Origin of the sequence: Sanguibacter hominis ATCC BAA-789 (assembly GCF_012396185.1) — a bacterium.
Taxonomy (GTDB): domain Bacteria; phylum Actinomycetota; class Actinomycetes; order Actinomycetales; family Cellulomonadaceae; genus Flavimobilis; species Flavimobilis hominis.
In genome coordinates, this window is record NZ_JAAXOW010000004.1 from 17,609 (window position 1) to 37,758 (window position 20,150).

20 protein-coding genes are annotated in these 20,150 nt (G+C 71.8%); 15 read left to right on the top strand and 5 right to left on the bottom strand.

The window, feature by feature from the left end; all coding sequences use genetic code 11:
• Positions 1 to 26: 26 nt before the first annotated feature.
• The 10 genes from HF995_RS11425 (at position 27) to HF995_RS11470 (ending at position 7,872) form a co-directional block, all read left to right on the top strand.
• The gene (locus HF995_RS11425; protein WP_168447953.1) at positions 27 to 1,175 is read left to right on the top strand and encodes a siderophore-interacting protein; all 1,149 of its coding nucleotides are present in this window, start codon (positions 27 to 29) and stop codon (positions 1,173 to 1,175) included.
• Positions 1,176 to 1,211: 36 nt separating this feature from the next.
• On the top strand, positions 1,212 to 2,294 hold the full coding sequence (locus HF995_RS11430) for an iron-siderophore ABC transporter substrate-binding protein (protein WP_168447954.1): 1,083 nt from the start codon (positions 1,212 to 1,214) through the stop codon (positions 2,292 to 2,294).
• Between the two features lie 10 nt (positions 2,295 to 2,304).
• Positions 2,305 to 3,366: a FecCD family ABC transporter permease gene (locus HF995_RS11435; protein WP_168447955.1), complete on the top strand. Its 1,062-nt coding sequence runs from the start codon at positions 2,305 to 2,307 to the stop codon at positions 3,364 to 3,366.
• Positions 3,363 to 4,433 carry a FecCD family ABC transporter permease gene (locus HF995_RS11440; RefSeq protein ID WP_350308871.1) on the top strand — a complete coding sequence of 357 codons (1,071 nt, stop codon included), beginning with the start codon at positions 3,363 to 3,365 and terminating at the stop codon, positions 4,431 to 4,433. Before HF995_RS11435 ends, HF995_RS11440 begins: the two co-directional genes overlap by 4 nt.
• Positions 4,433 to 5,260, top strand: a complete 828-nt coding sequence (locus HF995_RS11445; RefSeq protein WP_168447956.1) for an ABC transporter ATP-binding protein — start codon at positions 4,433 to 4,435, stop codon at positions 5,258 to 5,260. The genes HF995_RS11440 and HF995_RS11445 overlap by 1 nt, the downstream gene beginning before the upstream one ends.
• A gap of 24 nt (positions 5,261 to 5,284) precedes the next feature.
• Positions 5,285 to 5,641 carry a PadR family transcriptional regulator gene (locus HF995_RS11450; RefSeq protein WP_350308872.1) on the top strand — a complete coding sequence of 119 codons (357 nt, stop codon included), beginning with the start codon at positions 5,285 to 5,287 and terminating at the stop codon, positions 5,639 to 5,641.
• Positions 5,638 to 6,216, top strand: coding sequence for a hypothetical protein (locus HF995_RS11455; protein ID WP_168447957.1), 579 nt, complete (start codon positions 5,638 to 5,640; stop codon positions 6,214 to 6,216). Before HF995_RS11450 ends, HF995_RS11455 begins: the two co-directional genes overlap by 4 nt.
• Before the next feature lie 113 nt (positions 6,217 to 6,329).
• Positions 6,330 to 6,578, top strand: coding sequence for a phosphoribosylformylglycinamidine synthase subunit PurS (gene purS, locus HF995_RS11460; protein ID WP_098458203.1), 249 nt, complete (start codon positions 6,330 to 6,332; stop codon positions 6,576 to 6,578).
• A complete protein-coding gene (gene purQ / locus HF995_RS11465; RefSeq protein WP_168447958.1) occupies positions 6,578 to 7,294 on the top strand; it encodes a phosphoribosylformylglycinamidine synthase subunit PurQ in 717 nt (238 codons plus the stop codon). The genes purS and purQ overlap by 1 nt, the downstream gene beginning before the upstream one ends.
• Positions 7,291 to 7,872 carry a GNAT family N-acetyltransferase gene (locus tag HF995_RS11470; protein ID WP_168447959.1) on the top strand — a complete coding sequence of 194 codons (582 nt, stop codon included), beginning with the start codon at positions 7,291 to 7,293 and terminating at the stop codon, positions 7,870 to 7,872. The genes purQ and HF995_RS11470 overlap by 4 nt, the downstream gene beginning before the upstream one ends.
• 10 nt (positions 7,873 to 7,882) lie before the next feature.
• Here HF995_RS11470 and nirD read toward each other — a convergent pair whose 3' ends face one another.
• The gene (gene nirD, locus HF995_RS11475) at positions 7,883 to 8,218 is read right to left on the bottom strand and encodes a nitrite reductase small subunit NirD (protein ID WP_168447960.1); all 336 of its coding nucleotides are present in this window, start codon (positions 8,216 to 8,218) and stop codon (positions 7,883 to 7,885) included.
• On the bottom strand, positions 8,215 to 10,845 hold the full coding sequence (nirB, locus tag HF995_RS11480; protein WP_168447961.1) for a nitrite reductase large subunit NirB: 2,631 nt from the start codon (positions 10,843 to 10,845) through the stop codon (positions 8,215 to 8,217). The genes nirD and nirB overlap by 4 nt, the downstream gene beginning before the upstream one ends.
• 147 nt (positions 10,846 to 10,992) lie before the next feature.
• On the opposite strand from nirB, the gene HF995_RS11485 reads away from it, so the two are divergent.
• The 5 genes from HF995_RS11485 (at position 10,993) to HF995_RS11505 (ending at position 16,281) form a co-directional block, all read left to right on the top strand.
• Positions 10,993 to 11,163 (top strand): heme biosynthesis protein HemY, encoded by a 171-nt coding sequence (locus HF995_RS11485; RefSeq protein ID WP_168447962.1) that lies wholly within the window; start codon positions 10,993 to 10,995, stop codon positions 11,161 to 11,163.
• A gap of 246 nt (positions 11,164 to 11,409) precedes the next feature.
• Entirely contained in the window at positions 11,410 to 12,663 is a 1,254-nt protein-coding gene (locus HF995_RS11490) for a sugar ABC transporter substrate-binding protein (protein WP_168447963.1), read from the top strand.
• A gap of 65 nt (positions 12,664 to 12,728) precedes the next feature.
• Positions 12,729 to 14,318: an ABC transporter permease subunit gene (locus HF995_RS11495; protein ID WP_168447964.1), complete on the top strand. Its 1,590-nt coding sequence runs from the start codon at positions 12,729 to 12,731 to the stop codon at positions 14,316 to 14,318.
• The gene (locus HF995_RS11500) at positions 14,315 to 15,241 is read left to right on the top strand and encodes a sugar ABC transporter permease (RefSeq protein ID WP_168447965.1); all 927 of its coding nucleotides are present in this window, start codon (positions 14,315 to 14,317) and stop codon (positions 15,239 to 15,241) included. The genes HF995_RS11495 and HF995_RS11500 overlap by 4 nt, the downstream gene beginning before the upstream one ends.
• Positions 15,242 to 15,273: 32 nt before the next feature.
• Entirely contained in the window at positions 15,274 to 16,281 is a 1,008-nt protein-coding gene (locus HF995_RS11505; protein ID WP_168447966.1) for a LacI family DNA-binding transcriptional regulator, read from the top strand.
• Between the two features lie 104 nt (positions 16,282 to 16,385).
• Here the strand turns inward: HF995_RS11505 and HF995_RS11510 are convergent, their stop codons facing one another.
• The 3 genes from HF995_RS11510 to HF995_RS11520 form a co-directional block, all read right to left on the bottom strand.
• Positions 16,386 to 18,269 carry a glycoside hydrolase family 13 protein gene (locus tag HF995_RS11510; RefSeq protein ID WP_168447967.1) on the bottom strand — a complete coding sequence of 628 codons (1,884 nt, stop codon included), beginning with the start codon at positions 18,267 to 18,269 and terminating at the stop codon, positions 16,386 to 16,388.
• Positions 18,270 to 18,411: 142 nt separating this feature from the next.
• Positions 18,412 to 19,632, bottom strand: coding sequence for an O-succinylhomoserine sulfhydrylase (locus HF995_RS11515; protein ID WP_168447968.1), 1,221 nt, complete (start codon positions 19,630 to 19,632; stop codon positions 18,412 to 18,414).
• Positions 19,629 to 20,051 carry a rhodanese-like domain-containing protein gene (locus HF995_RS11520; protein ID WP_210727447.1) on the bottom strand — a complete coding sequence of 141 codons (423 nt, stop codon included), beginning with the start codon at positions 20,049 to 20,051 and terminating at the stop codon, positions 19,629 to 19,631. The genes HF995_RS11515 and HF995_RS11520 overlap by 4 nt, the downstream gene beginning before the upstream one ends.
• Positions 20,052 to 20,150: the final 99 nt, after the last annotated feature.

Here is a 20,150-nt window from a genome sequence, read left to right on the forward strand (position 1 = left end):
TAGGTAAGGCATGCCATACTTGAAGCATGGCTAGCTCGACCGCACCCGCAGTCCGAGACGCGCGCCGTGCGGAGAACCGTGCACGGCGCGCTGCTGCTGCGCGCACGGCACCGTCCTACCGCGCGTTCGCGGTCACCGTCGGCCGGGTCGAGCGGCTCAGCCCCTCGTTCACCCGCGTGACGTTCGTCGGTGCGGACCTCGCAGGCTTCGGTCGCGACGGGCTCGACCAGCGCATCAAGGTCGTCCTGCCCGACGCCGCGGGCCGTGCGCCGCGCCTCGAGGACTTCACCGGCGACTGGTACCAGGCGTGGCGCGAGCAGCCCGAGGCCGAGCGTCACCCCTTCCGCACCTACTCGATCCGCGCGCTGCGCGGCGAGGGCACGCAGACGGAGCTCGACGTCGACTTCGTGCTGCACGGCACCGGTCCGAGCGCAGGCCCCGCGTCGCGCTGGGTCGCGAGCGTCCAGGTCGGCGACCAGCTCGTCCTCAGTGGCCCGAACGCCGCCTACGACGGCCCGCCCGTCGGCCTCGAGTTCGACCCGCCTGCCGCCGCCGCGCGACTCATCCTCGCCGGAGACGAGACCGCAGCCCCCGCCGTGTGCGCGATCCTCGAGCAGCTACCCGCCGGCACAGACGTCGACGCGTTCCTCGAGGTCCCCACGCCCGCCGACGCCCTCGACGTCGACCTCCCGCTCGGCGCCCGCCTCACCTGGCTGCCGCGCACCCCGGGCCCCGCGCACGACGGCGGCCCCGCCGCCGGAGCCGGCACCGCGACCGTCCAGACGCACGACGGCGCCCCGCGCCCCCGCGGAGAGCTTCTCGACGCCGCCGTGCGCACGTGCATGGCCGAGCGCGAGAACGGCTGCGTGGCGTGCGCGCTCGGACGCTCGTGCGCCGTCGCGCACGACCGCCTGCCCGACGACGTCGACGACATCGACGTCGACACCACGATCCTGTGGGACACCCCCGGCATGCGCGCCCTCGCGGGCGCCGCCGGCACGGAGCCCACGCAAGAAGCCGAGCCCGTCCGCGGCTCGGCCGGCTGCTACGCCTGGATCGCAGGCGAGGCGGCCATCGTCCGGGACCTGCGCCGCCACCTGGTGCGCGACCTCGGCGTCGACCGCCGCTGGGTCGCCTTCATGGGCTACTGGCGGCGCGGCAAGGCCGAGGGCTGACGGCCCCGCCGTCCCACCCCATCTCACCCGCTCCGCGTGAGCACCGAACACCCGAGAGGCACCCCTGTGCGCACCACGTTCTCCGGCGCCCTGCGCCCCACCGCCGCCCTCGCGACGGCCCTCGCTCTCGTGACGCTCGCGGCGTGCTCGACCGACACGCCGGGCGGCTCGACGAGCCCCACGAGCGCCGGCACGAGCGCCGCCGCCACCACGTTCCCGGTGACGATCGAGCACGCGTTCGGCGAGACGGTCGTCGAGAAGCAGCCGACGCGCGTCGCGGCGATCTCCTGGGCCAACCAGGACGCGGCGATCGCGCTCGGCGTCGTGCCCGCGGCGATGCCGTTCGCGTCGTACGGCGGCGACGCCGACGGCTACCTTCCGTGGACGCTGGCCGCGCTCGAGGCGCTCGGCGGCGAGGCCCCCGCGCTCCTCGACGAGGCCGACGGCCTCGACTTCGAGGGCATCGCGACCGCGGCGCCCGACCTCATCCTCGGCACGTACTCGGGGATCACGCAGGAGGACTACGACAAGCTCTCCAAGGTCGCCCCGACCGTCGCATACCCCGAGGTCGCCTGGGGCACGAGCTGGCGCGACCAGCTCACCACGGCCGGCAAGGTCCTCGGCAAGGTGACCGAGGCCGCGCAGGTGACCAAGGACGTCGAGGCGAAGCTCGCGAGCGCGCTCGACGACGCCCCCGAGCTCGAGGGCAAGACGTTCGCCTACCTGTGGTTCAACTCTGCCGACCCGTCGTCCGTCACCTACTACACGACCTCGGACGCGCGCGTCGCGTTCGTCGAGTCGCTCGGCCTGAAGAGCGCCCCGAAGATCGCCGAGCTCTCGAAGTCCAACGACGAGTTCTTCGGCACCATCTCTGCCGAGCTCGTCGATGAGATCGACGCGGACGTCGTGCTCGCCTACGTCGACAGCAAGGAGCACCTCGACGCCGTCAAGGCGGACAAGCTCCTCGGCAAGATCCCGGCGATCGCCTCGGGCGCCGTCGTCGCGCTCGACGACCCGACGTTCATCCTGTCGACGTCGGCGCCCTCGCCGCTGTCCGTCCCGTGGGCCGTCGACCAGTACGTCCCCGCGATCAAGGAAGCGCTCGCGAGCGCGAAGTGACGCACCACCGATGAGCACCGCTGCGCCGCACCGGCCGGTCGGGGAGAGCCTCGCGCTCGCCCGGCCGGCCGGTCGTCGTGCCGTGGGCCTCTCCCTCGCCCTCGTGGTCGGTCTCGGTCTGCTCGTCGTGCTCGCCCTCGTGAGCGTCGGCGTCGGCGCGCGGCACGTGCCGATCGCGGACGCGTGGGCAGCACTGACCAGCTACGACCCCGCCAGCTTCGACCACGAGGCCGTCCGGGCGCGAGTGCCGCGCACCGTCCTCGCGCTCGTGGTCGGCGTCGCGCTCGGGCTCGCGGGCGCCCTCATGCAAGGCATGACCCGCAACCCGCTCGCGGACCCGGGCATCCTCGGCGTCAACGCTGGAGCGAGCGCAGCCGTGGTCGTCGCCATCATGGTTCTCGGCATCACCGCGCCGGCAGGCTACGTGTGGTTCGCGTTCGCGGGGGCCGCAGGGGCAGCCGTCGTCGTGTACGCGGTCGCCGCGGCCGGGCGCGAGGGCGCGACGCCGATCAAGCTCGCGCTCGCTGGCGCGTGCGTCTCAGCCGCGCTCACGAGCCTCGTCACCGCGATCCTCGTGACGGGAACGGACGTGCTCGACACGTTCCGCTTCTGGCAGGTCGGCGCCGTCGGTGGCCGCGGCTTCGAGACGTTCCTGCCGATCTTGCCGTTCCTCGCTGTCGGCGCGGCGATCGCGCTCGCCTCCGGGCGTGCGCTCAACGCGCTCTCCCTGGGGGACGACGTCGCGCGAGGACTGGGGCAGGACGTGCGGCGGTCGCGCCTCGTCGTCGGGTGCGCGGTCGTGCTGCTGTGCGGGGGAGCGACTGCCGCTGCGGGCCCGATCGCGTTCGTCGGCCTGACTGTCGCGCACGTCGCGCGCGCGATCACCGGCCCGGACAACCGCTGGGTGCTGCCGTTCAGCGGTGTGCTCGGGGCAGCGCTCGTCGTCCTGTCGGACGTGCTCGGGCGCGTCGTCGCGCAGCCTGGGCAGCTCCAGGTCGGCATCGTGACGGCGACCGTCGGGGCGCCGGTCTTCATCGCGCTCGTGCGCCGGCGTCGGCTGGCGGAGCTGTGAGCGCCCCGGTGCAGCCCCGCACGCGGGACGAGGCGCACGCGGAGGCCGTCGCGACGGTCCGCGCCGTCCGCCGTCGTGGACGCGCCCGCGCGACGACCGTCTCGGCGGTGCTCGGGGGCGCGGTGCTCGCGCTCGCGGTCGTGACCGCGTGCCTCGGCGGCTTCACCGTCTCGTTCGTCGACGTGCTGCGGATCATCGGGGGAGCGGACATCCCCGGTGCGACGTTCATCGTCCACGAGGTGCGTCTCCCGCGGCTCCTCACAGGGCTGGGAGCGGGCGCCGCGTTCGGCGTCTCGGGAGCGATCTTCCAGACGCTCGTGCGGAACCCGCTCGCGAGCCCCGACATCATCGGCATCACCGCGGGTGCGAGCGCGGCCGCGGTCTTCGCGATCACCCGGCTCGACATGAACCCCGGGCACGCGGCGCCCGTCGCGATCGGCGGTGCGTTCGCCGCGGCCGGCCTCATCTACGCGCTCGCCTGGCGGGGTGCCGTCAGCGGGCAACGCCTCATCCTCGTCGGCATCGGTGTCGCGGCCGTCCTCAACTCCGTGACCGGCTGGGCGCTGACCCGCGCCGAGGTCACGGACGCAGCCGAGGCCCTCGTCTGGATCACCGGCTCGCTCAACGGTTCCACGTGGAACCGGTTGCCGTTGCTGTGGTGGCCCCTGCTCGTCCTGCTCCCCGCCGCCGGCATGCTGGGCCGGCGGCTGCGCGCGCTGCAGCTCGGCGAAGATGCTGCCGCAGGGCTCGGCGTGCGCATCGAGCCGTCGAAGGCTTGGCTCGTCGTCGTCGCGGTGTGCCTGGCTGCGGTCGCGACCGCTGCCGCCGGGCCTGTCGCGTTCGTCGCGTTCCTCGCCGGGCCGATCGCCCGCCGGCTCACCGGTGGGGGAGGCCTCGCGCTCGTCCCCTCGGCCCTCGTCGGCTCGGTGATCGTCATGGCCGCCGACTTCGCGGGCGCCCAGCTGTTCGGCACCCGGCTGCCCGTCGGCGTGATCACGGGCGTGCTCGGCGCGCCTTTCCTGCTGTGGCTCCTCGCCACCGCCAACCGCGTCGGAAAGGGCGGCTGATGACCGGACCGGGTCACCACACTCTCGCTGCCGAGCGGCTGACGCTCGGCTACGGCGACCGCAAGGTCGTCCGCGACCTCACGGTCACGGTCCCGACGGGCCGAGTGACCGTCGTCGTCGGTGCGAACGCATGTGGCAAGTCGACGCTGCTGCGCGGCCTCGCTCGGCTGCTCGCGCCGTCGGACGGCGCCGTCCTGCTCGACGGCAAGGACATCACGTCCCTCGCGACGCGCGACGTCGCCCGCGTGCTCGGCCTGCTGCCGCAGTCGCCGATCGCGCCCGAGGGCATCACGGTCGCCGACCTGGTCGGCCGCGGGCGCTACCCGCACCAGGGCTGGTTCCGGCAGTGGACCCCGGACGACGACGCGGCCGTCGCGGACGCGCTCACGCAGACCGGCGTGCTCGACCTCGCCGGGCGGTCGGTCGACGAGCTGTCCGGCGGGCAGCGGCAGCGCGTGTGGATCGCGATGGCGCTCGCGCAGCGCACGGACCTGCTGCTGCTCGACGAGCCGACGACGTTCCTCGACGTCGCGCACCAGGTCGAGGTGCTCGACCTGCTCGCCGACCTCAACCGCGACCTGGGCCGCACGATCGTCATGGTCCTGCACGACCTGAACCTCGCCGCCCGCTACGCCGACCACCTCGTCGCGATGAAGGACGGGCGGATCGTCGCCGAGGGTGCGCCCGCCGACGTCGTCACCGAGGAGACGGTCGCGGAGGTGTTCGGTCTCGCGTCCCGCGTCGTGCCCGACCCGGTCTCCGGGACGCCGATGGTCGTACCGATCGGGCGGCATCGGGCCCAGGCGCCTGACCCTCTTGCGGGATAGGTCGCCAGCCGATATATATCGGGGGTGGCTGATTTCCGGATGACCGAGCAGGCCTACCTCCTGCTCCTCGCGCTCGCCGACGGGCGGCAGCACGGGTACGGCCTCGTCGGCGCGGTACGCGAGCTCTCCGGCGGGAGCGTCCAGCTCGGTGCCGGGACCCTCTACGGAAACCTCGACAGGATGCTCGCGGCCGGCCTGATCGACCTCGACGGCGAAGAGGTCGTCGACGGTCGCGCCCGCCGCTACTACCGGCTCACGCCTGACGGGCTGCGCGCCGTGCGTGCACGGACGCAGCAGCTCGCGGCGCTCGCCGCCCGCGCCCAGCGTGCGCTCGGTGGTGCCAGGATCCTCGGCCCGGAAGCGCTCGGAGGGCAGGCGTGAACCCCCGCAACGACGCCGCGGCGTCCGCCCGCCTCGAACGTTCCGTGCGCCGGTGGATGAACGCGTACCCGCGCCGATGGCGCGTGACGTTCGGTGACGACCTCGTCGGCACGGCCCTCGAGCTGGCGGCCCCCGGACAGACCAGGCTCACGCTCCGCGACGGCCTCGCGATCGTGCGGGCCGGCTGGGCGCTCCGGCGCCGGGAGATGCCGCCGCTACGCGTGCGCGTCGGCTGGTACTGGGACGGGCGAGGGGCCAGAACCCATCCTGAGCACCGGCCGTGGATGGTCGACAGGATCATCAGTCCGTGGACCGGAGTCGCTGCCGCGATGGGGCGCCTCCTCCTCGGAGGGTGGCCGAGCGTGTGGTTCGGTCTCAGGTCGATGATGCGGGGCGACCCTGCTGGCGCCTATGGGTTCTTCCTCGTGATGGGGTTGCTCGTCGTCCTCCTGACGGTACTGGCCGTGTTGCCTGGGATGCGCCGGTACATAGCGCGGCAACGGTGGACGCGGTCGTTCCCTGACGAGCCAGTACCGGACATGATCGCGTCGCGTCGCAAGCCCACGTCTGCCTGACGGCGTCCCACCCTCCGGCCCGCCCGCCGCGACCGTGAGGGCGGACGGTACGCTGAAGCCGAAACCTCCCGGCCGTGCGGACGACAGTCCGCTGCACACCTCAGGAGCACCCCGTGGGACGCGTAGTCGTCGATGTCATGCCCAAGCCCGAGATCCTCGACCCGCAGGGCAAGGCCGTCGTCGGGGCGCTGCCCCGCCTCGGCTTCACCCAGTTCGTCGGCGTGCGCCAGGGCAAGCGGTTCGAGCTCGAGGTCGACGGCGAGGTGACCCCGGAGGTGCTGGCCGCCGCCGAGGAGGCCGCCAAGACCCTCCTGTCCAACCCGGTCATCGAGGACGTCGTGCGCGTCGCGGACGCGAGCTGATGGCCCCCGCAGCGACCGGAGCCCGTATCGGCGTCGTCACGTTCCCTGGGACGCTCGACGACCGCGACGCCGCCCGCGCGGTGCGTCTCGCGGGCGCCGAGGCTGTGTCCCTGTGGCACGCGGACGACGACCTCCAGGGTGTCGACGCGGTCGTGCTCCCGGGCGGGTTCTCCTACGGCGACTATCTGCGTGCAGGCGCGATCTCGCGCTTCGCGCCGCTCATGGACAAGATCATCGACGCCGCGAACGGCGGGCTGCCAGTCCTCGGCATCTGCAACGGCTTCCAGGTGCTGACCGAGTCGCACCTGCTGCCCGGCTCGATGATCAAGAACGACCACCTGCACTTCGTGTGCCGCGAGCAGGTGCTCAGCGTCGAGAACGCAAGCACCGCCTGGACCCGCGACTACACGACCGGCGAGCACATCACGATCCCGCTCAAGAACCAGGACGGCCAGTACGTCGCTGACGAGCGCACGCTCGACGAGCTCGAGGCCGAGGGGCGCGTCGCGTTCCGCTACGAGGGCGTCAACCCGAACGGTTCGCGCCGCGGGATCGCGGGCATCACGAACGCCCGCGGCAACGTCGTCGGGCTCATGCCGCACCCTGAGCACGCGGTCGAGGCCGGCTTCGGCCCCGACTCGGCTGCGGGTCCGCGCGCGGGTGTCGACGGCCTGCGGTTCTTCACGTCCGTGATCGGCTCCCTCGTCCACGCATGACCGGGACGGACCTTCACAACCCTGTCGCGCCCGACGACGCGTTGGCCGGAATCACGCTGCCCGCGGGCGTCACGCTCTCAGCTGTCCCGTGGGAGGACGCCGAGTCTGCGAGGCTGCGCACGATCCAGCAGGCGGAGATCGCCGTGCGCTACGCCGACCCGGACGCAGACGAGGCCCCGACGACGAGCGACATCGGCCGACCGCCGTCGGCCGACGAGATCGTCGTCTCCCTCCTGCTTCGCGTCGACGGCGTCCCCGCCGGCTGCGCGGCGCTGCGCGACGTCTCCGGGATCTCCGACGAGATCGGCGGGTTCCACGCGCCCGGCACCGGGGAGGTCAAGCGCGTGTTCGTCGCCCCGGAGCACCGCGGCCGCGGCCTGTCACGGCTGCTCATGCAGGGCATCGAGGCGCACGCGCTCGTCGCAGGGCTGCGGCGGCTCGTCCTCGAGACGGGGACGAAGCAGCCCGAGTCGGTCTCGCTCTACCGGTCCATCGGGTTCGAGCCGATCGACCGGTACGGCGAGTACGCGGACTCGGACGAGTCGCTGTGCTTCGCGAAGACCCTCCCGACCGCCTGAGCGGCCAGGGTCAGCCGACCGCGACCTGCACGACGCCGTCGCGCACCTCGACCGGGTAGGACCGCAGGTCCTGCGGCTCCTTGCCTGCGGCGTCGAGGCACTCGCCTGACTCGAGGGACCACACCTGCTTGTGCATGGGGGACGTCACGGTGACGGTGTCGCCGCGGGTGCCGACGATCCCGCGGGAGACGACGTTCGCCCCCGAGAACGGGTCGTGGTTGTCGACGCCCAGCACGCGGCCGTCGTCGAGCAGGAACAGCGCGACCTGCGTGCCGTCGACGAGCGCGGCCACCCCTCGTTCCGGGTCGAGCGCGGTGAGCGCGCACACCGGGGTCCACGTGGTCATCGGGAAGCCTCCAGCTCAGCGTCGGACGGGCGCACGGGGATCGAGCGTGCGATCACGGGATTCGAGTCGGACACCTCGCCGGGCCGGGCGGGGCGCACCTGGCCGCGCTCGGGGGTGTACGCGAGGTCGGGGTCCGGGGTGTCGGGGGCGTTGACGAACGAGGCGAAGCGCGCGAGGCGGACCGGGTCGGCCAGGGTCGCTGCCCACTCGTCCTCGTAGTTGTCGACGTGCTGCGCGATCGTCGCCTCCAGCTCGGCCGCGATACCGAGCGAGTCCTCGACGAGAACCTTGCGCAGCTCGGCGATGCCACCCGGGTAGTCGGCGACCCAGGGCGCCGTGCGCTGCAGGCGGTCGGCCGACCGGATGTAGTAGGCGAGGAACCGGTCGATGACGCGCACGAGCATCTCGTCGTCGAGGTCCTCTGCGAGGAGCTCCGCGTGGCGCGGGGTGAAGCCGCCGTTGCCGCCGACGTAGACGTTCCAGCCGCGCTCGGTCGCGATGACGCCGACGTCCTTGCCGCGGGCCTCGGCGCACTCGCGCGCGCAGCCCGAGACACCGACCTTGAACTTGTGGGGCGCGCGCAGGCCCCGGTAGCGCAGCTCGAGCCGCACGCCCATGCCGACCGAGTCCTGGACGCCGAAGCGGCACCACGAGCTGCCGACGCACGACTTCACGGCGCGCAGCGACTTCCCGTACGCCTGGCCGGACTCCATGCCTGCGTCGACGAGGCGCTGCCAGATGTGCGGGAGCTGCTCGAGGCGCGCACCGAACATGCCGATGCGCTGAGCGCCCGTGATGCGCGTGTAGAGGCCGTAGTCGCGCGCGACCTCCGCGATGACCGCGAGCTTCTCGGGGGTGATCTCGCCGCCGGGGATGCGGGGGACGACCGAGTAGGTGCCGTCCTTCTGCATGTTCGCGAGCGCGTGGTCGTTCGTGTCCTGGAGCGGGGCGTTGGCCGCGTCGAGGACGTGCCCGACGCCGAGCGACGCGAGGATCGATGCGACGACCGGCTTGCAGATGACGCAGCCGCGGCCCGTGCCGTGCGCCGCCACGATCTGCGTGAACGTCCGCAGGCCCTCGGCCTGGACGAGCGAGAACAGCTCCTGGCGGGACATCGCGAAGTGCTCGCACATCGCGCGCGACACCTCGACGCCCGACGCCTCGAGCTGCGTGTTGACCAGCTTGGTCAGCAGCGGCACGCACGAGCCGCACACCGTGCCGGCCTTGGTGCACTTCTTGACCTCCGCGACGCTCGTGCAGCCGTGCTCGGTCACGGCGCCGCGGACGGTGCCCGCGGTGACGTTCGCGCACGAGCAGACGACGACGTCGTCGGGCACGTCGGCGCTCGGCGCTGCGGCGCCGCCCTCGGGGGCGAGGAACGCGCTCGGGTCCGCGCCGAGGGCGCGGCCGAGCATCGGCCGCAGCGACGGGTAGAGCGCCGCGTCGCCGACGAACACGCCGCCGAGGAGGGTGCGCGCGTCGTCGGACACGACGAGCTTCTTGTACGTCTTGGCGACCGGGTCGGCGAACGTGACCTCGAGCGCGCCGGGGGTGAGCGCGAAGACGTCGCCGAACGAGGCGGCCTCGACCGGGACGCCGTCGTGCGTGACGCCCTTGAGCTTCGTGCCGTCGGGCGCGGGCGTGTAGACCGCGTCGCCACCGAGGAGCTGGTCGACGACGACGTCGGCCATCGCGTTGCCCGGTGCGACGAGGCCGGCGCACTCGCCGTCGTGCGACGCGACCTCGCCGATCGCCCAGATCGCCGGGTCGGACGTGCGGCAGGTGGGGCCGACGACGACGCCGCCACGCTCGCCGATCGCGAGCCCGCACTCGCGGGCGAGCCGGTCGCGCGGGCGGATGCCGGTGGAGAAGACGACGACGTCGACGTCGAGCGTCGATCCGTCGGACAGGACCATGAGACCGACCGGGCCGTCGGGGGCGGAGACGAGGCGCGTCGCACCCGTGCCCGTGCGGACGGTGACGCCCATGTCCTCGATGAGGACACGGAGCGCCTCGCCGCCGCCGTCGTCGAGCTGGACGCTCATGAGGCGGTCGGCGAACTCGACGACGGTCGCCGCGGCGCCGAGGTCCTGCAGGGCGGACGCGGCCTCGAGGCCGAGGACGCCGCCGCCGACGACGGCGCCGCGCAGGGGGCGGCCGAGCGTGGCGGCGCGGTCGGCGACCCAGGTCTGCAGCCCGACGACGTCGTCCATCGTGCGGTAGCTGAAGACGCCGGGGAGGTCGGTACCGTCGGTGCGGGGCGTCCATGCCCACGAGCCGGTCGCGAGGACGAGCGTGTCGTAGGTGACGGTCTCGCCGCTGCGCGTGGTGACGGTCTGGGCGTCGCGGTCGATCGAGGCGACGGCGTCGCCCGTGCGCAGGGTGACGTGCGGGTCGTCCCAGACGGTCGGGGCCATCGCGAGCTGCTCGGGCGAGCGGCCGCCGAAGAACTCGGAGAGGTGCACGCGGTCGTACGGGAGGTGCGCCTCGTCGCCGATCACGGTGGCGGACCAGGGGGTGTCTGCGGGTGCGCGCGAGACGAGCTGCTCGACGAGCCGGTGGGCGACCATGCCCGCACCGACGACGACGATGCGCCCGGGGGACGCGGGGGCGATGTGCTCGGACATGTCGGGCCTTCTGCTCGGCGGTTTCTCGTCGTGGTCAGTCTCGCCGGTGGGGGTGAGGGAGTGGTGGGACCTTTGGACGGAGACAGCCGTGAATAACCGATCCGGGGCGCCCTGGGCGAGGGGACCTGCGAAGCGTAGCCTGAACGTGTGACCGAGCACACGAACGCCCCCGCGCCGGACCCTGCTGCCGTGCGCTTCTCCCAGCTGCCCGAGCGGGTGGAACCGCACGACTACGTCGAGAGTGTCGACGTCGCGGACGTCCCCGACCCCGAGATGGGCCGGGACCCGAACACGGAGTGGATGCTCAAGCACGCCTGAGGCGACCGCGGGGCCGACGACGCCTGAGCGCGGCCTCGCTCGCACGCACGCCCTCCGTCAGCAGCTGCTGACGGAGGGCTTTGTCGTGGGGCGAGCATGGTCTGAGGCGGCGTCACGGAAAGTTGCTGAAATGCTCTCTGAAAGATCTTGCAGAGGCGGCAAGGACCTGCCATATTGGTGTGACCGACCCGCCCGGGGCTGTCGCACCGCCGCCGCAGTCCGAGACACCGCAGAAAGGGCTCACCAATGAAGGTGACCAGGACCGTCGCAGCCCTCGCCACGACCGCGCTCGTCGCGACCGCGCTCGCAGGCTGCTCGACCGCCGCGTCCGACGACAACCCGCCGACCAGCTCCGCCGCCGCAGGCGAGCTCACCGTGTGGGTCGACGCCAACCGCTCCGCCGAGCTCCAGGAGATCGCAGCCAAGTTCAAGGCCGACAAGGGCATCTCCGTCAAGCTCGTGCAGAAGGAGTACGGCGATGTCATGAAGGAGGACTTCGTCAAGCAGGTCCCCACCGGCAAGGGCCCCGACGTCATCATCGGCGGGCACGACTGGCTCGGGCTGTTCGTCCAGAACGGCGTGGTCGCCCGGCTCGAGCTCGGCGACGCCGCAGCAGGGTTCCCCGACGTCGCGCTCCGCGCCATGAGCTATGAGGGCGTGACGTACGGCCTCCCCGTCTCGCTCGAGAACATCGCGCTCCTGCGCAACACCGAGCTGGCCGACAAGACCCCCGCCACCTGGGACGAGCTGGTCGAGGCCGGCCAGGCCGTCGTCGAGGACGGCAAGGCCGAGTACCCCGTCCTCGTCCCCTCCGGGCCGGAGTCCGACCCGTACCACCTGTACCCGCTGCAGACCTCCTACGGCGCACCGCTCTTCGGTACGAACGACGACGGCAGCTACAACCCCGACGACCTCCTGATCGGCAGCGAGGGGGGCGACACGTTCGCCGCCAAGCTGGTGGAGTGGGGCAAGGCCGGCGTGCTCAACACCAACATCACGGGCGACATCGCCCGCGACGAGTTCGCGGCCGGCAAGGCTCCGTTCATGCTCTCGGGACCCTGGAACCTGCCCGCCTTCAACGACGCCGGCCTCAAGTACGAGATCGAGGCGATCCCACCAGCAGGCGACCAGCCGGTCACGCCCTTCGTGGGGGTCCAGGGCTTCTTCGTCAGCGCGAAGAGCGAGAACGCGATCGCCGCGAACGAGTTCGTGGTGAAGTACCTGGGCTCGGAGGAGGTCCAGCTGGCGCTCTACGAGGCCGGAGGACGCCCGCCCGCGCTGACGAGCGCTTTCGAAGCAGCGTCCGCGAAGGACTCCACGATCGGTGACTTCGGCGCCGTCGGGCTGTCCGGGGTGCCGATGCCGAGCATCCCCGAGATGGGCGCCGTCTGGAACTACTGGGGCGCCACCGAGGCTGCGCTCGTCAACGGCACGGCCGGCGAGCCGGCCGCAGCGTGGCAGGACATGGCCGGCAAGATCCAGGCTGACATCGCGGGCTGACCACGTCGGGGCAGGGGCGCCGCGCGCGCCCCTGCCCCGAGCCCCTCTGCGACACAGGAGTCCAGATGACCACCACCCTGGCCGAGCCCGAGACCGTGCACGCCGCGCCAGCCCCCCGTTCTTCCGGTGCTCGAGGCCTTCTCGTGAAGATCGCCTGCCTCGGCCTCCTCGACGCACTCGTCGTCTATGCCGTCTTCGCTCTCGCGCTCCACGACCAGTGGCTGCTGGCCGGGGCGGCGGCGATCAGCGCTGTCCTCATCACCTGGACGTACCTGCGTCGCGACATGCTGCCCGCCAAGTACCTGGTGCCGGGCACCGTGTTCCTCGTCGCCTTCCAGCTCTTCGTCATCCTGTTCAGCGGGTACATCGCCTTCACGAACTACGGCGACGGCCACGTCGGGACGAAGGAGGACGCCGTCGCCGTCCTCATCAACAAGTCGCTCGCTCGCGTGCCCGACTCGGACGCCTACGACATGGTCGTGCTCGAGCGTGACGGCGAGATCGCCTTCCTCGTGACCGCGCCTGACGGCCGAGTCCAGCTCGGTGGTGACGATCGCCCGCTCGAGGACGTCGCGGACGCGGTGCTCGACGGCGGGGTCGCGGTCTCCCTCGACGGCTACCGCACCCTGACGTTCGCCGAGATCATCGCGAACCAGAAGCGCATCGCCGCGACGAGCGTCCCCTTCTCCGACGACCCGGAGGACGGTGCGCTGCGCACCCAGGACGGGTCCCTCGCCTACCGCTACGCCGCGACGATGGACTACGACCCGACCGCTGACACGTTCACGGACCTCACGACGGGCACCGTCTACCGAGACGTGGGCACGGGGGCCTTCGTCGCTCCCGACGGAGCCGAGATCCAGCCCGGCTGGAAGATCGGCGTCGGGCTGGACAACTTCGTCCGCGCCTTCGGCGAAGAGTCCATCCGGGGGCCGCTCCTGGGGGTCGTGACCTGGACCTTCGTGTTCGCGGGCGTCTCGGTGGCCTCGACCTTCGTCGCCGGCGTCCTGCTCGCCCTCCTGCTCGACGATCCGCGCATCCGTCTGCGCCGCACGCTGCGGGTGCTCGTGATCCTGCCGTACGCCTTCCCGCCGTTCCTGTCGGCTCTCGTGTGGAGCGGTCTGCTCAACCCTCAGTTCGGGTTCATCAACCAGACGCTGCTCGGAGGGGCCGAGGTCCCCTGGCTCACCGACCCCCTGCTCGCCAAGGTCTCGATCCTGCTCGTCAACCTCTGGCTCGGCTACCCGTACATGTTCCTCGTCGCGACGGGCGCCCTGCAGGCGATACCCCGTGACTACGTCGAGGCCGCCGAGATGGACGGAGCAGGGGCGTGGATGACGTTCACGCGGATCCGCCTGCCGCTCCTCATGGTCACGATGGCACCCCTCGTGATCTCGTCCTTCGCGTTCAACTTCAACAACTTCAACCTCATCTACATGCTCACCGAGGGTGGCCCGCAGGACATCTCCACCGAGATGAACGTCGGCGCGACCGACATCCTCATCACTCTCGTGTACAAGGTCGCCTTCGGCGAGGGCAGCGGACGTGACTACGGCCTCGCGAGCGCCTTCTCGATCATCATCTTCGTGCTCGTCTCAGCGATCGCCGTCTACAGCTTCCGCCGCACCAGGGCTCTGGAGGACATCCACCGATGAGCACACCGCCCCCCTCGCTCGTCTCCGTCACGTCCGACGCCAGCGGCCGCGCGGCAGCACCTCCGCGTCCGGAGCGCCGTCGTCGCGGGCGCGGTCTGGTCGCCAAGCACGTCGCTGCCTTCGCGGTCGCCGTCGTCGCGGTCTTCCCGATCCTCTACATCTTCTCGGCGTCGCTGAACCCCAACGGCACGCTCGTCGGGTCGAACTCCCTGTTCGCCCGCGTCGACCTGGGGAACTACATCGACCTTTTCAACCGACCGGCACAGCCCTACGGTGCGTGGTTCGTCAACACGCTCTACATCGGCGTCGTGGCGTCGGCGGGCACCGTGCTGCTCGCTGCGCTCGCCGCCTACGCCTTCTCCCGGATGAGGTTTACGGGCCGACGCGTCGGGCTCGTCAGCATCCTGCTCGTCCAGATGTTCCCGCAGCTCCTCGGGGTCGTCGCGATCTTCCTCATGCTCATGACCCTCGGCGACGTGTTCCCAGCGATCGGGCTCGACACCCACGCCGGGCTCATCCTCATCTACCTGGGCGGAGCCATGGGGGTCAACACGTACCTCATCTACGGGTTCTTCAACACGGTGCCGTCATCGATCGACGAAGCGGCCAAGCTCGACGGTGCGGGTCACGCGCGCATCTTCTTCACGATCATCCTGAGGCTGTCCGCCCCGATCCTCGCGGTGGTGGCGCTGCTGTCGTTCATCGGTACGTCGAGCGAGTTCGTCGTCGCGAGCGTCGTGCTGACCGACCCTCCCAAGCAGACGCTCGCCGTCGGCCTGTTCCAGTTCATCTCCCAGGAGACCTCCGCGAACTGGTCGATCTTCGCGGCCGGTGCGGTGCTCGCGGCCGTGCCCGTCGTCGCCCTGTTCTTCGCGCTCCAGAAGTACATCGTCGGGGGCCTCACGGCCGGGGCCGTCAAGTAGTCGAGAGGGGCCCCGCTGGTAGGCTCGCCCTCATGGGCGCCACTCTCGCAGACATCGCGGCGCACGCCGGAGTGAGCGAGGCGACGGTCAGCCGGGTCCTCAACGACCGGCCAGGGGTCGCGCCGGCGAAGAGGCAGGCGGTGCTCACCGCGCTCGACGTCCTGGGCTACGAGCGCCCGGCAGGGCTGCGGCGCCGCACGGGGCGTCCTGTGGGCGTGATCCTGCCGGAGTTCACCAACCCGATCTTTCCTGCGTTCGCCCAGGCGCTCGCCCCCAACTTCGCGCGCCGGGGGTTCACGCCGCTCGTCGGCTCCCAGGCTGAGGGCGGCCTGCACGAGGCGGAGTACGTCGAGATGTTCGTCGAGGCCGGTGCCGCCGGGATCGTGTTCGTCTCGGGCGCCCACAGCGACACCACGGCCACGGTGACCCGCTACCAAGAGCTGCGTGCGGTGGGTCTGCCTCTCGCGTTCGTCAACGGCTTCCGCGAAGGCATCGACGCGCCGTTCTTCTCGATCGACGACCGCGCAGGGATCGTGCTCGCGGTGCGCCACCTCGTCGCGATGGGGCACACGCGGCTCGGTCTCGCGAGCGGCCCGGAGAACCTGGTCCCGACGCTCCGCAAGGTGGAGGGCTTTCGTCAAGCCGTCGCGGAGGCGCTCGGCGACGCGGCAGCCGCTCCGGTCGTGCCGTCCATGATCTCGGACGACGGCGGTCTGACCGCGGCCCGCTCCCTCCTCGAGGCGGGCTGCACAGGCATCGTGTGTGCGAGCGACATCATCGCCCTCGGCGTGCTCGCTGAGGCACGCCGACGTGGTCTCGACGTCCCGCGCGACCTGTCCGTGGTCGGGTTCGACGACTCGACCGTGGCACGGCACTCCTGGCCGCCGCTGACGACCGTCCGGCAGCCGGTCGGCACCATGTCCATCGCGATCGCCGACGCCTTCGTCGGCGAGATGAACCACATCTACGCGCAGCGCACCGAGTACGTGTACCAGCCGGAGCTGGTGGTGCGGGAGTCGAGCGGACCGCCCCGCCGCTAGCCTGCCGACGGCAGCCACGACGACGCCGCCGCGGCGCGAGGTTGGGAGGTCCTCGCGCCGCGGCGGGTCGCGCGCCCGGCCGGGGGTACCCGGCGCGCGTCCTGTCAGGCTCCGGCGTGGGCAGCCTCGAGCGCCGGCGGCACCAACGGTCCGGACGTCCCGAGAGCGATGAACGCCGGACCGGTCGTCCGCACGAGGAGGGTAGCGTCGTCGGTCTGGGTCTCGGCGTCACCGAGGACCGTGACGAGTGAGAGCGCGTCGCCGACGGCAGCCAGCGGCACCGTGACCGTGGTCGCCGACCGTGCTGCGACGACGACGACCGTCTCCTCCTGCGTCTCGCGGACGAGTGCGACGGCGTCATCGCTGGCGTGCAACCAGCGGAGGCTGCCCTGCTGGAGCGCCGTGCTCGACCGGCGCAGCGCGACGAGCGTGCGGTATGCCTCGGCGAGGCGGGGTTCCTCGCCCCACGGGAGGGGCGCTCGTGAGTCCTCGCCGTTGACGCCTGTGATGCCGAACTCGTCCCCCGCAAAGATCGTCGGGGTGCCGGGCAGGGCGAGGGAGAGCCCTGCGGCGACGACCTGCAGGTCGTCATCCGCGCGCTCGGCGAAGCGCGGGGTGTCGTGCGTGTCGATCGCGTTCATCGCGACGGAGCGCACGGGCCACGGGTAGGCGGCGGTGAAACGCCGGTAGGTGGCGACGAAGTCCGTCCCGGAGTAGCGAGGCTCGATCTCGTAGGGGATGCCGAAGTGGTGGTGGACGCCGTGCTCGGGCTGGCGCAGCCAGTGCCAGAGGGGCCGCGTGAACGCGGCGTAGCTCATCGGACCCTGCCAGCCGTCCCCTGCGAAGTCGTGGGCGGCGTCGTTCGTGGACTCCGCGTACAGGACGGAGCCTGGGGCGACGGCGTCCATCGTCTGTCGCACGAGACGCTGGACCTCGCTGTTGAGGTCGGTGTCGCCGAGCCGGCCGGTCATGTTGGCGACGTCGATCCGCCAGCCGTCGAGGTTGAACGGCGGTTGGAGCCACCGGGCGACGACGCTCGTCGGGCCTTCGATGAAGCGTCGCCGCAGCTCGGTGGACGTCCAGTCGAGCTTGGGGAGCGACGGGACGTCGGACCAGGCGATGTAGTCCTCCTGGTCCGGGTCCTTCCAGTAGTAGAAGTCGGACTCGACCGCACCGGGGTTGCGGTGCGCGGCGACGAACCATTCGTGGGTGTCGCCGGTGTGGTTGGTGGTGAGGTCGCCGATCACGCGGATGCCGCGGGCGTGCGCGGCCTGGACGAGCCGGACGAGCGCCTCGTCGCCGCCGAGCAGCGGGTCGACGTGGTCGAACGTCGTCGCGTCGTACCGGTGGTTGGAGCCGCCGGGGAAGAAGGGGGTGAGGTAGACGAGGGTGACGCCGAGCCGCTCGAGGTGGTCGAGGTGGTCGACGATGCCGTCGAGGTCTCCGCCGAAGAGCTGGCGAGGCGTGTCGGGCCCGGTGTGGATGACCTCGTCGTCCCAGGACGCCGGCAGCGCCCAGGCGGGCGACGTCCGGGCGTCGGCGTGGGTCGAGCGCGCGAAACGGTCGGGGAAGATCTGGTACAGCACCTGCTCGCGTGCCCAGGCGGGCGCGGCGGGGTGGACGGTCGCGCGGAAGTCCTGCGAGTCGACGGGCTCGAGGTGGTCCACGCCCTCGCCGTTCAGCCAGACCGCGGTGCCGTCGGCGCGGTTGACGAGGAAGCGGTACGTGGTGACGTCGTTCTCGAGGGCGAGGCGGCCCGTCCACCAGGTGGCGCCGTCGTCGTGAGGGGGGCTCCAGGGACCGCGCTCCATCTGCTGGAAGCGGGGTTCGCCGTCGATCACGGTCCGCAGGACGACGCTGGGTACGGCGCCGAACTCGTGCGGGATGCGGACGCGGACGCGGACGGTGGCGCCGCGGCGGTGGTCGGTGTGGTCGGGGGAGTAGAGCTCGGAACCGTCGTGGTGCGGCAGGTGGTGCAGCTGTGTCATCGGTGACCTTCGGGTGCGCCGCAGCGTGGTGTTCGTGCGGTCCGGGGGCGGCAGTGCCGTAGGGACCCCATCACCATAGCAAGGTCTTGCAGCGTATGAAAGCGTCTTTCAGAACGTGCGGCCCGACGCCGCGCTGGCGGGGTCAGGCCTTGAGCGCCTGCTCGATGTCGTCGAGCAGGTCGAGCGGGTCCTCGAGCCCGATGCTCAGCCGCACCGTGGACTCGGTCATGCCGACCGCGGCGCGGCCTTCGGGGCCGAGCTTGCGGTGCGTCGTCGTCGCCGGGTGCGTGATGAGGCTCTTCGCGTCGCCGAGGTTGTTGGAGAGGTCGACGACGCGCAACGCGTCGAGGAACCGGAACGTGCGCTCCTTGACCTGCTCGGCCGACGCAGAGCCCGGGACCGCGAGGTCGAACGTGACGACCGTCCCGCCGCCCGTCTGCTGCTCCCGCGCGAGCGCGACCTGCGGGTGCGAGTCGAGGAACGGGTAGTAGACCCGGCCGATCCCGGGCAGCGACTCGAGCGTGGTCGCGACCTGGAGCGCGGCGTCGGTCTGTGCGCGCACGCGCAGCGAGAGCGTCTCGAGGCCCTTGAGCAGGACCCACGCGTTGAACGGGGAGAGCGACGGACCGGTGTGGCGGACCATCGTCTGCACGGGCCCGTCGATGTACTCGGCGCTGCCGAGGATCGCGCCGCCGAGGACGCGGCCCTGCCCGTCGATGTGCTTCGTCGCGGAGTACACGACGACGTCGGCGCCCAGCTCGAGCGGCTTCTGCAGGACGGGCGTCGCGAACACGTTGTCGACGACGACGGTCGCCCCCGCGCGGTGCGCGAGGTCGGCGACGGCGCGCACATCGATGATGTCCTGCATCGGGTTCGACGGCGTCTCGAAGAAGACGACGTCCGCGGTCGTCGCGAGCGCCTCCTCCCACTGCGCCAGGACGTGGCCGTCGACGTAGTCGGTGTGCACGCCCCAGCGGGCGAAGATCTCGTCGAAGATCGTCAGGCTCGACCCGAAGAGCGCGCGGGCAGCGACGATCCGGGAGCCCTGACCGACGATCGCGGCGAGCGCCGTGAACACGGCTGACATGCCGGTCGCGGTCGCGTAGCAGCCCTCGGCGCCCTCGATGAGGCGCAGCCGCTGCTCGAAGGTGTGGACCGTCGGGTTGCCGTAGCGGGAGTAGATGAAGCGGTCCGCCTCGCCCTTGAAGGCGGCCTCGCACTCGGCGGCGGAGCCGTACACGTATCCCTGCGTCAGGTAGATGGGCTCGCTCGTCTCGTGGAACCCGGAGCGCTCGATGCCGCCGCGGACCGAGACGGTCGCGGGACGCCAGGATGCGGGGACCTCACGGGGCCCCGCGGTCACCGGGCGGCCTCGTCGATCGTGGTCGTCGGGAGGCCGTTGTTGCGCCAGCCGTCCACCGTGCGGGCGCCGGTCGCGTCCTGCGCACCCTCGAAGCCCTGGAGGATGTTGCGCGCGTCGGTCCAGCCGGCGGCGGTCGCGGCCTGCGCGGCGGCGACCGAGCGCACGCCAGAGCGGCACAGGAACAGGACGGTCGCGTCCTTCGCGACGCCCGCGGCGTCGAGCTGGGCGAGGAACTCTGGGTTGGGGCCCCACGCGGTGTTCCACTCGACGAAGCGCGCGGCCGCGCGGGCGGCGCTCGTGTCGGGGACGCCGACCGTGCGCCACTCGTCCTGGGTGCGGACGTCGACGAGCACGGCGTCGGGGGAGGTGGTGATCAGCTCCCAGGCAGCCTCGGGGGTGACGTCTCCTGCGTAGCTCATGGCGTTCTCCGTTCGCATCGAACGTGGCGGTAGCACCCTCGTCCTGCTGGGGGGTTGCTGCGGCGTCGTCGTGCCACGTCACTCGGCCGCTCTGGATGG